General features: G+C 64.3%; 12 protein-coding genes. 4 read left to right on the top strand and 8 right to left on the bottom strand.

The genetic code is table 11. The features are described from left to right. Window positions 1–140 precede the first annotated feature (140 nt). Window positions 141–1,835: a bifunctional diguanylate cyclase/phosphodiesterase gene (locus IVB36_RS30220; protein ID WP_026233055.1), complete on the top strand. Its 1,695-nt coding sequence runs from the start codon at window positions 141–143 to the stop codon at window positions 1,833–1,835. 16 nt (window positions 1,836–1,851) lie between these two features. Here IVB36_RS30220 and IVB36_RS30215 read toward each other — a convergent pair whose 3' ends face one another. The 8 genes from IVB36_RS30215 to IVB36_RS30180 all read right to left on the bottom strand — a co-directional run bounded on the left by IVB36_RS30215 (window position 1,852) and on the right by IVB36_RS30180 (window position 11,444). Further along, window positions 1,852–3,360 carry a tripartite tricarboxylate transporter permease gene (locus IVB36_RS30215; protein WP_018455927.1) on the bottom strand — a complete coding sequence of 503 codons (1,509 nt, stop codon included), beginning with the start codon at window positions 3,358–3,360 and terminating at the stop codon, window positions 1,852–1,854. A 4-nt stretch (window positions 3,361–3,364) separates the two neighbouring features. Beyond that, complete coding sequence (locus IVB36_RS30210) at window positions 3,365–3,850, bottom strand: tripartite tricarboxylate transporter TctB family protein (RefSeq protein WP_085349786.1); 486 nt, start codon at window positions 3,848–3,850, stop codon at window positions 3,365–3,367. A gap of 154 nt (window positions 3,851–4,004) precedes the next feature. Continuing rightward, a complete protein-coding gene (locus tag IVB36_RS30205) occupies window positions 4,005–4,982 on the bottom strand; it encodes a tripartite tricarboxylate transporter substrate binding protein (protein ID WP_247394053.1) in 978 nt (325 codons plus the stop codon). 192 nt (window positions 4,983–5,174) lie between these two features. Further along, entirely contained in the window at window positions 5,175–7,661 is a 2,487-nt protein-coding gene (locus tag IVB36_RS30200) for a PAS-domain containing protein (RefSeq protein WP_247394051.1), read from the bottom strand. Further along, a complete protein-coding gene (locus IVB36_RS30195) occupies window positions 7,662–8,042 on the bottom strand; it encodes a PAS-domain containing protein (protein ID WP_247394049.1) in 381 nt (126 codons plus the stop codon). It lies immediately after the preceding gene. Window positions 8,043–8,268: 226 nt separating this feature from the next. After that, window positions 8,269–9,144, bottom strand: a complete 876-nt coding sequence (locus tag IVB36_RS30190; protein WP_026233056.1) for a hypothetical protein — start codon at window positions 9,142–9,144, stop codon at window positions 8,269–8,271. A gap of 37 nt (window positions 9,145–9,181) precedes the next feature. Then, the gene (locus IVB36_RS30185; RefSeq protein ID WP_018455931.1) at window positions 9,182–10,162 is read right to left on the bottom strand and encodes an amino acid--[acyl-carrier-protein] ligase; all 981 of its coding nucleotides are present in this window, start codon (window positions 10,160–10,162) and stop codon (window positions 9,182–9,184) included. 64 nt (window positions 10,163–10,226) lie between these two features. Next, a complete protein-coding gene (locus tag IVB36_RS30180; protein ID WP_026233057.1) occupies window positions 10,227–11,444 on the bottom strand; it encodes an acyl-CoA dehydrogenase family protein in 1,218 nt (405 codons plus the stop codon). A 356-nt stretch (window positions 11,445–11,800) separates the two neighbouring features. On the opposite strand from IVB36_RS30180, the gene IVB36_RS30175 reads away from it, so the two are divergent. From IVB36_RS30175 to mtnA, 3 genes are all read left to right on the top strand, one after another. Then, entirely contained in the window at window positions 11,801–12,073 is a 273-nt protein-coding gene (locus IVB36_RS30175; protein ID WP_018455933.1) for a phosphopantetheine-binding protein, read from the top strand. A gap of 124 nt (window positions 12,074–12,197) precedes the next feature. Continuing rightward, the gene (locus IVB36_RS30170; RefSeq protein WP_018455934.1) at window positions 12,198–13,073 is read left to right on the top strand and encodes an S-methyl-5'-thioadenosine phosphorylase; all 876 of its coding nucleotides are present in this window, start codon (window positions 12,198–12,200) and stop codon (window positions 13,071–13,073) included. Between the two features lie 18 nt (window positions 13,074–13,091). Then, complete coding sequence (gene mtnA, locus IVB36_RS30165; protein WP_018455935.1) at window positions 13,092–14,201, top strand: S-methyl-5-thioribose-1-phosphate isomerase; 1,110 nt, start codon at window positions 13,092–13,094, stop codon at window positions 14,199–14,201. Window positions 14,202–14,228: the final 27 nt, after the last annotated feature.

Below are 14,228 nucleotides of genomic sequence, written 5' to 3'. Positions count from 1 at the left end.
GCCGGGTGAGCCGCTTCGGTTCCTGCGAGCGAGGAAACGTGGTTTCCAAATTGTTTATCAACTTTGCCTAGGGTCAATGGCGAATCTGGCTTTATCCTGTGCCGGCTCAGGACTCCCCGCTGTCCCGAAACGAGGCGATTTTGACCCCCGCATTGCCGCAAGCCTCCGACATCCTGGCTGCCCTCGGCCAGGCCGTGTTCGCCTGGGACATCGCCAGCGATGCCATCGTCTGGGGTGAGCAGGTCAGCGCCATCTTTCCCGGAATTCCCGCCGAACGGCTGGCCACCGGCGCCGAATTCGCCAGGCTGATCGAGCCCGCGCAATCAATGCGGACCGCCGCGCTGGCGCAGACCTCAGCCGTGCATGGCGCCGACGGCACGCCCTACCGGGTCGAGTACGGCGTGCGCATGAGCGCCGCCGATCCCATGGTCTGGATCGAGGAGACCGGCCGCTGGTTCGCCGGCCCCGACGGTCGCCCGGTGCGTGCGATCGGCTCCGTCCGCATCAACAATGAACGCCATGCCCGCGACGAGGAACTGACGAAGCTGGCCCGGCTCGATCCGCTGACCGGCGAGCTCAATCGCTCGCATCTGATCGCCGCGCTGGCCGAGGCCATCGAGGAGACGACCCGTTTCCGCTCGACCGCGGCCTTCATGCTGGTCGGCATCGATCATCTCGCGCGTGTCAACGAGGCCTTCGGCTTCGACGTTGCCGACGCCGTGATCCTCGACGTCGCCACGCGCATTCGCGCGCGCTTGCGCGGCGGCGACGTGCTCGGCCGCTTCTCCGGCAACAAGTTCGGCCTGATCCTGAAGAACTGCACCGTCGATGACATGAACGTGGCTGCCGAACGTTTCCTCGCCGGCATTCGCGACGAGGTGGTGCCGACCAAATCCGGACCGGTGTCGGTCACCGCCTCGATCGGCGCGGTCAGCGTGCCGCGCTATGCCCGCAACGCCGATGAAGCCGTCAATCGCGCCCACGAGACCCTGGACACCGCGAAACAACGCCGCGTCGGCTCGTTCGCAGCCTGGCGCCCGGATGCCGCGCGCGACGCCCAGCGCCGCGTCAACATCCGCGTCACCGACGAGATCGTCACCGCACTGAATGAGCGCCGCATCAAGCTTGCCTATGAGCCGGTAGTTGCCGCCCTTTCGCGCGACTGCGCCTTTCACGAATGCCTGGTGCGGATGGACCAGGGCGACGGCCAGGTGCTGCTCGCGCCCGACATCGTGCCGGTTGCGGAACGCCTCGGCCTGATCCGCCTGGTCGATCACCGGGTGCTCGAGCTCGTGGTCGCCGAGCTCGCGGCCGCGCCGGACATCTGCCTCAGCCTCAACATCTCGCCCGACACCACCATGGATCCGGATTGGTGGGCGGGAATCGAATCGCTGATGCGTGCCCATCCCGGCGTTGCCGAGCGGCTGATCGTCGAGATCACCGAAACCGTCGCGATCCAGGACATCGACGATGTGCGCGGCTTCGTCACCCGGCTGAAGAATTTCGGCAGCCGCATCGCCATCGACGATTTCGGCGCCGGCTACACCTCGTTCCGCAATCTGCGCAAGCTGGGCGTGGACATCGTGAAGATCGACGGTGCCTTCGTGCAGAACATCACCCGTTCCGCCGACGACCGCGCCTTCGTGCAGACCCTGATCGACCTCGCCCGCCGCCTCGACATCAAGACGGTGGCCGAATGGGTGCAGGACGAAGAAGCTGCGAACATGCTGCGCGACTGGGGCTGCGACTACATCCAGGGCCGCCTGATCGGGCTCGCCTCAGCCGACCGCCCCTGGGGCGCGCCGCCGGATAACGTGCTGCCCGCGGCAGGCTGAGACACCTGCCAATCCCTCACGCGCCCTCATCCAGCGCCACGAGCTCGCGCTTCTTACGCAGCGCGGGTAATAGCGGCGCCATCAGTAGCACCAGCGCGAGCGCAAGACACGCTGCCGAGATCGGCCGCTGCACGAAGGTCCAGAGGTCGCCCTGCGACAGGATCAGCGACTTGCGCAGATTGTTCTCCATCATCGGTCCCAGCACGAACGCCAGCACCAGCGGCGCGGGCTCGAAGCCGAGCTTGCGCATGAAATAGCCGATGATCCCGAACGCGATCATCACGTAGACGTCGAACACATTGTTGCTCGAGCAGTAAACGCCCAGGATCGTGAACAGGATAATCAGCGGGAACAGGATGTTGTAGGGCAACTTGAGCAGCTGCACCCACATGCCGATCAGCGGCAGATTGAGGATCAGCAGCATGACGTTGCCGATATACATGCTGGCGACGATGCCCCAGAACAGGCCGGGGTTTTGCGTGATCAGTAGCGGCCCCGGTTGCAGGCCGTGGATGACGAAGGCGCCGAGCAGCAGTGCCATCACCACATTCGGCGGGATGCCCAAGGTCATCAGCGGAATGAACGCGCCGCCGGCCGCCGCGTTGTTGGCGGATTCGGGACCCGCTACGCCCTCGATTGCGCCATGGCCGAAGCGCTCCGGCGTCTTCGACAGCCGCTTCTCCAGCGCATAGGACGCGAACGAGGCCACCACCGCGCCGCCGCCCGGGAGAATGCCGAGCAGCAAGCCAAGTAACGTGCCGCGCGCCACCGGGCCGGCGCTCGCCTGCCAATCGGCCTTGTTGGGCAGCAGCTGCGTGATTTTGGCGTTGATGATGTCGCGTTTGATCACCTGCTCGGTATTGAGCAGCACCTCGGCGACGCCGAACAGGCCCATCACGACGGGGACCAGTCCTATGCCGTCGATCAGCTCCATGCGGCCGAATGTCAGCCGCGGCTGCGCGGTGATGCTGTCGAGCCCGATCAGTCCGAGCACGACGCCGATACATGCCATCAGAAGCGCTTTCGGCATCGATCCCTGCGTGAGGAAGGTGAGCACGACGAGGCCGAGCACCATCAGGCTGAAATATTCGGCAGGGCCGAACGCGATGGCGATGTTGGCGAGCCGAGGCGCCACCAGCATCAGTGCAACGAGTGAAAATGTGCCGGCGATGAACGAGCCGAAGGCTGAGATGCCCAGCGCGGGGCCGGCACGACCCTGCTTCGCCATCTGGTGGCCGTCAATACAGGTCACGACGGAAGCCGCCTCGCCGGGAATGTTGACCAGGATTGAGGTCGTCGAGCCGCCATACATCGAGCCGTAATAGATTCCCGCCATCATGATGATGCCGGATTCCGGCGTTCCTGACAGTGTCACCGGAAGCAACAGAGACATCGCCGAGATCGGCCCGATGCCCGGCAGCACGCCGACCAGCGTGCCGATGAAGACGCCGATGAAGCAGTAGAGCAGGTTGATCGGCAGGAGAGCGACGCCAAACCCATGCGCGACGTTGAGAAGCGTATCCATGCGATCAGCCGATCCCGAATAGGCCGGAGGGTAACTGGATCAGCAGCAGTCGCTTGAGCATCCACCACATGCCGAGCGGTGCCAGAGCGGCGATCGGCATCGCCAATGTCCACCGCAAGGGATCGATCAAGCGCAACAAAAGCAGCATGAGCGGGATCGATGACAGCAGGAATCCCAGCGGCTCAAGGGCAAAGGAAAACGCGGTAAGGCAGACGATGACGAGTAACGGCTTGCTCCAGCTCACGTTCTGCCAGCGCGAAGCCAGCGTTGGTCCGCCCTCGGTGATGGCCGAGATGATAATGCTGGCCGCGAACACGCACATCAGGATGCCCGTGTAGAAAAGCACGTAGCCGGAGCCAGGGTCGTTGATGGTGCCGAGCTTGAGCTTTAAGCCTTGCCAGATCACGAAGCCGCCGAGTGCGAGCCCGATCAACCCACCCCAGAGTTCGGAGTTGTTGAGGCGGAGTTTGACGGTGGTTTGGTCGTTCATCAATACCTCTCGGCCGTGCCGGGACGCTATGCGGCGCGAAGCGGTGCGCTGCAGATCCGGGATCGATAGATGCGTGGCAAAGGTAGATCCCGGCTCTGTGGTGCAGCGCTGGAGAAGCGCTGCACCACGCCCGGAACACGAAAGTGGCTCAATACTACTTCTTCGCAAGCCCGAGCGTATCGATCACCTTGCGCTCCGATTCCGTAACCTCGACGACGAACTTCTTGTAGTCCTCGGTATTCTTGTAGCTCGGCACCATGTCGTATTTGGCGAGCGTGGCAATCACTGCGGGATCCTCGACTGCCTTCTTGAAGGCGTCGTGCAGCTTGGCGACGATCTTGGGATCCATGCCCTTGGGGCCGGCGATGCCGAACGGGGAATCATAGACCATGGGATAGCCGAGTTCCTTCAGCGTCGGCACGTCAGGATAGTTCGGTGATCGCGCGCCGGTCCACACCATGAGAAGCTTCAGCTTTCCGGCGTCGACCAAGGGTCGCCAACCTGTGGAGTCGGCCTGCAGCATGGTGTGCTGGCCGAGTACCGCGGCGTTGGTCTCTGCCCCGCCCTTGAACGGCACCTGCGTGAGCTTGATGCCGGACATCGCGGCGATCTGCTCCATGCCGATATGAAGCGAGGTGCCGGTGCCGGGCGTCGCGTAGGTCACCTTGCCCGGATTTGCCTTCGCGAACCCGACCACGTCTTTCCAGGACTTGAATTGCGACTCCGCGCTGGTGGTTACGCCAAAGGTGTAGCCGGTGAGATGTATGATGTAGGTAAAATCCTTTGCCGGATCCCACGAGACCTCCTGCATCGGGGGCAGGCGGAAGACGGTGATCGGAAGCTGTGAGATGGTGTAGCCGTCCGGCTTCGCAGCCGCGGCCATGGTGGCTGGTCCAACCGTGCCGCCGCCACCGGCTTTGTTGTCGATCACGATGGGCTGCCCCAGGACCTTGGACGCGCTGTCGGCGATCGCGCGCATCGAGATGTCGGTCGATCCGCCGGCCGGCCATGGAACGATCAGCGTTACCGGTTTGATGGGATAATCCTGTGCACCCGCGGCGGTTGCGAGCAGCGCGCTCACGACGGCATGCATGGCGGCAATGGCAAAGGTCTTCAGCCCGTATCGAGACATCGAAACTCCTCCCTCGCGGTGGCCTCGTTCGGGCCGCCGTTTCTCATTGTTATGACGGGATTGTCCCCGAAATCATGGGAGAAGAAAAGCGCATTGCGCGGGCGCGATACGGTGATCTCGCCGAAAAGCGCACGTGCGACAATTGGTCGTTTGGAGGCGTACCGAGATACGGAATTGGCTTCGGCTGAGCCCTTACGCCACGCGGCGGACTGCGCTCAGCGTCTCGATCATGCGTCCGACTTCCGCGGCCGGGCAGGGCTTGCCGAAATAATATCCCTGAACGGCGGTGCAGCCGCATTCGCGAACGAAGTCGAGTTGTTCAATCGTCTCCACGCCTTCCGCCGTGGTCTCGACGCCGAGCACCGAGCCGAGGCTGGCGATGGTGCGGACGATCGCCACACTCTCCGGACTTTCGCCGAGCGTGCCGACAAAGGAGCGGTCGATCTTGATGCGGTCGAACGGAAACTTGCGCAAATAGCTCAGCGAAGAATAACCGACGCCGAAATCGTCGAGGCTGACGCGCACTCCCAACGCGCGGAGCTGGTGCAGGATCTCGATCGTGGCCTCGCTGTCGTCGAGCAGAGCCGTCTCGGTGACCTCGAGCTCGAGCCGATGCGGCGGCAAGCCGGCCTCCGCAAGCGCGCTCGTCACCATCGTCACCAGCCCGCGCGAGCGGAATTGCACCGGGGACAGGTTCACCGCGACCGTGAGATCGGGCCAGGTCGCGGCGGTCGCGCAGGCTGTGCGCAGCACCCACTCTCCGATCGGAACGATCAGCCCGTTCTCTTCCGCAATCGGAATGAATTCGGCCGGCGGGACGAGGCCGCGCGAGGGATGTTTCCAGCGCAGCAGCGCCTCGAAGCCGGTAAGTTCGGTGGTGTCGAGCCGCACCTGCGGTTGGAACGCCAGGTGGAATTCACGGGCCTCCAGCGCGCCGCGCAGATCGTGCTCGAGCGCGTGCCGGCTGCGCGCCTCTTCCTCCATTTTGGGCTCGAACAGCTGATAGGCGCCGCGCCCCTTGGCCTTGGCCTGGTACAGCGCGAGGTCGGCGCATTTCATCAGCTCGTCGGCATCGAGCCCGTGATCGGGAGCGATTGCGATGCCGACGGAGACGCCGACATGGATCGACTGGTTCTCCAGCGGCGGCGGGTGACCGATGATCTCCACCAGGCGGCGTGCGAGCCTTTCCGCCGATTGCGGCTGCGGTCCGCGCTGGAGAACCGCGAACTCGTCGTCACCGAGCCGCGCGACGGTGTCGTGCTCGCCGACATTCTCCTGCAGCCGCGCCGCGACCCAGCGCAACAGCCGGTCGCCGGCCGCGTGTCCGAGGCGGTCGTTGACGGTCTTGAAATTATCGAGGTCGAAGCACAGCACGGCCATCGCGCCACCTGCGATTGCGACCTGGTTCAGCCCCTCGCCCATCTTCTCGCGGAACAGCGTGCGGTTGGGCAGGTCGGTGAGCGAATCGTGCCGCGCCATATGCGCAACGCGGGCCTGGGCCTTGTGGCGCTCGGTAACGTCCTCATAGGTGACGACCCAGCCGCCATGCTCCATTCGCTTGTGATTGAGCTTGATGATGCGGCCGTCGCCCAAATAGCGGTGCAGTGTGTGCTCGCCCTCGCGCAGCCTCTCGACATAGTCGGCATAGAGCCGCGCGGCGGTGGTGTTTGGATGGATGCCGAGCTCGCAGCTGTGCTCCATGATCTCGCGCATCGACACACCCGGCTTCACCAATTCGGGCGACAGTCCGTACATCTCGATGTAGCGCCGATTGCAGACGATGACGCGCAAGCTCGAATCGAGCATGCACAGGCCCTGGCTCATGTTGTTCAGGGCCGCGTCGAACCGCCGATACTGCTCGCTCAACTGCTCGACTGCGTGCTCGCGCTCGGTGATGTCCTCGTAGGTGGCCACAAAACCACCCTCGGCCAGGGCGCAATAGCGCACCGAGATCGTGGTGCCGTTCGACATCCGTCGGCGTATCGGCGAGGAGTTGCGGTCGGCGATCCTTGCGCTGGCGGCCTCCAGGAGGTGTCGCGGGCTATACTCGGAAGAGAACGCGCCGTTTGCCATCGAGCGTTCGATCAGTTCGCCGAGATGCGTGCCCGGCTTGGCTTCCTCCGGCGAGAGCCGATAGATCTTCCGGTAGGTGGTGTTGCAGACGCGCAGGCGCATCTCGCTGTCGTAGAAGGCGAGTCCGTGCGCCATGTTCTCCAACGCCGCATCGAGCATGAAGTTCTGGTGCCTCAGCATCTCCTCGTATTGCAGCCGCTCGGTGACGTCTTCGTGCACCGTCACCCAGCCGCCGTCGGGCAGAAAACGGGAAACCACCTGCACCATCCTTCCGTCATAGCGCATCACCAGCAGGGTTTTCTCCTTCCTGGTGCGCACGTCCTCCAGCCTGGTGTCGTGGAATTCCTCGCCCGGCATGCCCGGCAGGTTGCCGCGCGACATCCAATGCTCGATGACCGTACAATGCGAGACGCCCGGCTTCACGATTTCCGGGTCGAGGTTATAGAGATTCAGGAAACGTTCCTTGCAGACGACGACGCGGCTGTCGGCATCGTACATGATCAAGCCGTGCGCCATGTTGGCGAGCGCGTGCTGGCTGCGCTCGGTCTGCACGCGCAGCTCCGCCTCGAGCCGGGCGAGGCGGCTGACGTCGTCGCAGATCGTCATTCAGCCGCCGCCGGGAAGCGGCTTCAGCTCGAGCGCCATGACGAGGCCGCTCGCGAGTGTCTGTTGAGTCCGGAACGGCTGGCCGGCTGCGATCCGCGCCAGGCGCGCGGCATAGAGTGCGTCGACTTCCCCCGCGGGGATGTTGCCGAGGGCCACACTGTGGGCGAGCACGTCGCGGTAGCTCGTGCCGACCCGCACGATTTCGGCCGACATGTTGAACAGGCTGAGATAGCGCTGATTGACCAGCACGATCCGGTTGCCGGCATCGTAGACGCAGACACCCTGTTCCATGTGGTCGAGTGCAAGCTGGCTCAGCCCGACCAGGGCCTTCGGGCCCTGCTCGCGGCGTGCATCAAGCTCGTTGTCGCGGATCGACGTCATGGGGCGGCGGGGTCTCGGCGGGCAATAGACTTAACGCAGGGCAATTCAGCCGCCGAGGCTAGCGAACAGGCGGGAAAATTCCCTTAAGCGCCGTAGTTTACGGAGGGTGACCGTGATGCAGAGATGCTGCCAATGTGGAGGGGGGTGCAAGGTAGCGTCGCGCCGGTCGGCCTGCGCAATTGCGCCTTAGGCCCGGATGGACATCGAATGTCTGGTCCAAACGGGCCTACGGCCCGTACAGCACGAGTTCCGTATCCGTGAGATCGGCGAGCTGCGGCCGGTGCGGGCCCTTGAAATATTTGCGGCCGCGACGCTCGGTGTAGATGCCGACGAGGCCGGGAACGGAGCCGTTGGAATCGACGGCGACCGCGATCTTGCCGAGCCGCAGCAGCAGCCGGCCGATGCGGCCCGCGCATTCGGTGTACTCGGCCGCGTTGCGGCAGTAGATCAGCTTCATCGCGGGCGGCGCAATGATGCCACGGCGGATGCGCACCGGTTGCAGGATGAAGGGGAACGCTCCCTTCGGCGTGCGGCAGACGAGGCTGAGGCAATTGTAGCGCGCATGCCGCGTCAAGAGCTCGGTCTCGGCATCGGAAAGCCCGTCGATCGTTTTGGCGTGCTGCGAGATGACCTCGATCTTGCTCCAGCGTGGGACGCGCGCCAGCGCAGGCACGGAGAAGAATATACCCCTGCAATAGGCGCGAAAGCCCTGCGTCTCGATAATCGGCCAGGTCCACGGCGCCGGGCTGATGTTGAGATAGGTGACGTCCTTGTGCCGCTGCGCGATCTTGGTCAGGAGCGGGGCGTAGTTGCGGTAGGCCGGATCGACGTACCAGCTCGACAAATTGCACTGGATGGCGGTCTCATCGCCGTCCCTCCGCGCCGTGTAGATCAGCAGCAGCACGCCGACCGGCGTGCCGTCATTGTCGAGCATGTAGCCGAAGCGCGGGTAGCCATCCGGTACCGGTCGGAAGGCTTGCCGGCGCAGGCCTTGGATCCAATAGCCGCGCGAGCGCCCGACGAAGCCGCGCGTCAGCAAGTCCGCGACCGCATCGACGTCGGACTCGGTGATCTCGCGGCATCGGACCTTGGTGTGGATCACGCTCGTCTTTCCCGTGGAAATGACCGGCCTCGTTCCGTTAGCGCCAGCCTTCGCCGTGGGCATCGGCCGCGATCTGCGGCTGCAGGCCCATGATCTCCCGCACCTTGGCGGGCCAGGCGGAAGGGTCGGTGCCGTGGGTGTGGAACATGGCGACCGCCAGCCGGTCCATGCCGAAAGCGACGCAGCCGGTGTGGGCCGGCTCGCCATTGGCGTCCTTGATGTCCCACGTCGTGCCGAAATGCTCGCGGTGATAATTGAAGCTCATGCAGGCGGTCGGCTGCTCTTCCGAGCGCAGCGGGATCAGCAGTTCGAACTTGAGCTGCTGCTGCTTCTGGCTCACGGCCTTCATCTGACCGACGCGGCCGAAGAACGGATCGCTGGCATAGTCGACGCGGAAGGTGAGACCGAGATCGGTCGCAATCGCCTGCGCGCGCACCATCCAGCGCTCGCGGAAATCGGCCACGTCATCGGGGCTTCCGATGCAGACATATTCCCGCATCCGGAACGATTGCAGCCGGTCGAGATGTTTTGACGGTTCACGGCGGAAGCAGTCGGCGGCGACGTCGAAGCGCAGGCCACCCTTCGGCAACTGGCCGCGGCTCGCCGCGATCGGATAGACGGGATAGCAGGCCGCCGGCGACAGCACGAGGTCTGCCGGCGAGAGCGAGCTGGTCCAGTCACCGCCGGCGTCGAAGCGGCTTACCGCGGCGTTGATCTCGCGCTCGGTGCCGTGCAGGCTGCAGACGCAGCCGAGCAGGTTCGGAAAGCTCTTCAGGTAGCCGGACTTCTCAAGCTGAGATCGGCTCATCACCGGCGGGAAGCGCATCACCTCAGTGCCGGCCTCGCGATGGCTCGTGATCAGCGCGGCGAGCCGCTCGACGATGCCCTCATAAAGCGCGGTGCGGGCGTAGACGCCGTCCGAGCCCATCGGATGAAAGAGCTTATCGGCGAGATGATCGAGCGGATCCGCGATCTGCGGCGCGGTCTCAGGCGAGTTGGGGAGAACAGCAATGTTCATTGTCGGCTTCCTGCTATCTGAAATTATTCTTATTGAACGAAGGCACGTCGGTCTCGAAAGCTCGTCAGTCCCGAAGGCTTGTCGGCACGCCGCTCATCAGGGTCGATGTTGCGGCATTGGCCAGAATGCGGTCGTTGTTGATCATGATCGGCGACGACAGCACGTCGCGCAGGTGGCGGCCCATCGTGAACTCGCCGTCATTGCGGTAGCCGGAAAGGCCTGCGGTGCGCATCGCATGCATCACGGTCTCGACCGCGAGCTCCGAGGCCTGCACCTTCAGAAGCGTGATCGAAGACTGGAAGTCGAGCGAGCCGAGCGCGCGTTCATCGTGCTCGGCGAGAGCAAAGGCGTCGATATTGGCCGATATCAGCGCCCGCAGCTTGGCCAGCGACATCTTGGCGGCGGTGAAATGTGCGGCTGCCGGAGGCATCTGTCCGCCCGAGGTGCGGGCCGCCTTGCGGACGAAGGCCTGCGCACGGGTAACGGCGGCTGCAGCGATACCAGCCCAGGCCGAGGACCAGCACAGATGCGCGAACGGCGTCATGGTCTGGGCGTGGATCTTGTCGTAGGATTCCGGGAAGACGCGGTCGGTGGGGCAGTCGACCTTCAGCTCGAAACCGGTCGAGCAGGTGCCGCGCATGCCGAGCGTTTCCCAGCCCAGCGTCCGCTTCAGCGAATAATCGTCCCTGGCGAGCGCCAACAGCACCTGGTCGGACGCAGAAGCGTCTGTGGCGCGGCGGGCGATGGTCACGAGGCCGTCGGCCTCGGCACCGTAGGAGATCACGGTGGCGTCGCGCAGCAGCGAGACAGTGTCGCCGGCGACGTCGACGGCGGCGGCGCTAGCGCGGATGTTGCCGCCGTTCTGACCTTCGGTGGTGGAGGAGGCGAGCAGCCACTGGTCGCGTGCGACCCGGCGCATCATGGTTTCCATCCAGGGGATGCCGTGGCCGTGCCTGACGACGCAGGCGACCTTCGTGGTGTGCATGGCGTAGATCATCGCCGTGGAGGCGCAGGCGCGTCCGAGCGTGTAGCAGACGTCGGTGGCGTCGTGGATCGAGGCACCGAAGCCGCCGAACTCGGCCGGGATCATGACGCCGAGCAGCTTCTGCTCACGCGCAACCTCGAAAGCCTTGTGGGGGAAGCGGGCATCGCGATCGACCCCGTCTGCGTCGGCAGCCGCCACGGTGGCGGTGCGGGCGGCGCGCTCAATGAGAGAGGGACCATGCTCGAGAAAGCTCGTCTGCGTCTCGTCGACAGTGAGGACTGCTTCACGCACGTTCATATCGTCCGCCTCCGGTTTGCCGTTCAGGATCGCCGGCATCATTCGCGATGCCGCTTGAGCGATTCCTTCGACCATCTTTGCTTATGAGATGAGGCTACGGATTTAATTCAAATTCGTCGATGAAATAGAGGGTAAACAAAGCCCAATTCCGAACGAACAGTTAAGTTCGGGTTGTTTGCCTCGTCCGGATTTCCGCGATCGCGTTAGGGATCTGTAAGAAGCCGGAAATCCAACAATCTGAGTCATCGTTTACTAAGAAACGCGAAGTAATGGTGGCGTCCATTGCGGGATCGGCCCGCCGTGCCCATCGTAGCCGGCAACCGGTCCGACCTTTGTCGACAGATGGGAATTTACCGATGCAGGCTTTCGATACCGAGTTGCGCAATCGCATCATCAAGCTGGTGAAGGGCATCCTCGCGCAGAACTCGCTCTCCGCTGAGGTCACGCCGCAGGCCAAGCTCGTCGACGTCGGCCTGACCTCGATGGACATGGTCAATCTGATGCTCGGCGTCGAAGCCGAATTCGACTTCACGATTCCCCAGGTCGAGATCACACCGGAGAACTTCCAGTCCGTCGAGACGCTGGAGCGCATGGTCGCGACCCAGCTGCGGTCGGCGGCCGCGGCATAGCCGGGAGTGCTGGCGCGCGTTCTCCTGACGGCACCTCTTGACCCCATCACCCGTTCCAAAACCGACGTAAAACTGGCATAGCTTCTCCACGGAATCGCGATGGCGCGAACGGGGTGGAGCAGGCATGACGCAGGCGGTATTGGGCATCATCGGCGGCTCCGGCATCTACGATCTGCCGGGGCTGGAGGACGCTCGCGAAGAGGTGATCAGGAGTCCCTGGGGTGAACCGTCGGCACCCCTGCGGCGCGGCTCGATTGCCGGCCTGCCGATCGTGTTCCTGCCGCGCCACGACAAGGGCCACCGGCTGTCGCCCTCCGACATCAATTATCGCGCCAATATCGACGTCCTCAAGCGCGCAGGGGTCACAGACCTGATCTCGCTGTCGGCCTGCGGCTCGTTCAGGGAGGAACTGCCGCCGGGAACCTTCGTTCTCGTCGACCAGTTCGTCGATCGTACCCACAAACGCGAGAGCTCGTTCTTCGGGAGGGGATGCGTCGCGCATGTGTCGATGGCGCACCCGGTCTCGCCGCGGCTGCGCATCCACCTTGCCACGGCGGCCGAAGCCGAGGGCATCGCGTTTGCGCGCGGCGGCACCTATGTCTGCATGGAGGGACCGCAATTCTCGACCTATGCGGAAAGCATGACCTACAAGACGCTTGGCTATTCCGTAATCGGCATGACCAACATGCCCGAGGCGAAACTCGCGCGTGAGGCGGAGCTTTGCTACGCCACCGTCGCGATGGTGACGGATTTCGATTGCTGGCATCCTGATCACGACGCCGTCACCGTGCAGGACATCATCCGCGTTCTGAGCTCGAACGCCGACAAGGCAAAAGCGCTGGTGGCGCGGCTGGCGAAAGACTTCCCGCGCGAGCATGAGCCGTGCCCGATCGGCTCGGACCGCGCGCTCGATACCGCGCTGATCACCGCGCCCGAGGCGCGCGATCCCGAGCTCTTGAAGAAGCTCGACGCGGTGGCCGGGCGCATCCTGCGAACGTGATACGAAAGGCAGAATCCCATGAAGGTCGACGGCAAGCATTTCCGCAGCATCTGGCGTGAGCGCGACGGCTGGTCGGTCGGAGCGATCGACCAGCGCCGGCTGCCGCATGAGTTCATCGTTGCGAAGCTGACCTCATGCGAGGACGCGGCCCTCGCCATCCGCGACATGCTGGTGCGCGGTGCGCCACTGATCGGCGCGACCGCAGCTTACGGCATGGCGCTGGCGATGCGCGAGGACGCTTCCGACGCCGGCCTGAAGCGCGCCTACGACACGCTCGTGGTGGCGCGGCCGACCGCGATCAATCTGAAATGGGCCCTGGACGAGATGCGCGCGAGCCTCGCGCCGATCGATGCACTGGAGCGCGCGGAGGCCGCCTATGCGCGCGCCGACGAGATCGTCGAGCAGGACGTCGAGATCAACCGCGGCATCGCCGGCAACGGCCTGAAACTCATCGAGGCGATCGTCGCAAGGAAGAAGCCGGGCGAGACCGTCAATGTGCTGACCCATTGCAATGCCGGCTGGCTTGCGACCGTCGACTGGGGCACGGCGACGGCGCCGATCTATCTGGCGCACGAGCGCGGCATCAAGATCCACGTCTGGGTCGACGAGACGCGGCCGCGCAACCAGGGCGCCTCGCTCACGGCCTGGGAGCTTGGCCATCACGGCGTGGCGCATACGGTGATTCCGGACAACACCGGCGGGCATCTGATGCAGCACGGCATGGTCGATCTCGCCATCGTCGGCACCGATCGCGTTGCCGCCAATGGCGATGTCTGCAACAAGATCGGCACATATTTGAAGGCGCTCGCCGCTCACGACAATAATGTGCCGTTCTATGTCGCGCTGCCGTCGCCGACGATCGATTTCGCCGTTGATGACGGCATCCGCGACATCCCGATCGAGCAGCGCAGCGGCACGGAAGTCACCGACATGACCGGCCGCACCGCGGACGGAAGGCTTGAGACCGTGCGCATCGTGCCGGAGGGCTCGCCGGTCGCGAACTATGCCTTCGACGTGACCCCGGCACGGCTCATCACCGGCCTCATCACCGAGCGCGGCGTGCTGAAGCCCGATCGCGCCTCACTTGCCGCGGCGTTTCCGGAGCGGATCGCAGCTGCGGCGGAGTAGTTCTGGCTCGGCGATAGCTCGCAATGA

Source organism: Bradyrhizobium sp. 35 (assembly GCF_023073215.1).
In the GTDB taxonomy this organism is placed as follows: domain Bacteria; phylum Pseudomonadota; class Alphaproteobacteria; order Rhizobiales; family Xanthobacteraceae; genus Bradyrhizobium; species Bradyrhizobium canariense_D.
Note: the sequence above shows the minus strand (reverse complement) of the source record. Positions and strands in the feature narration are given on the sequence as shown.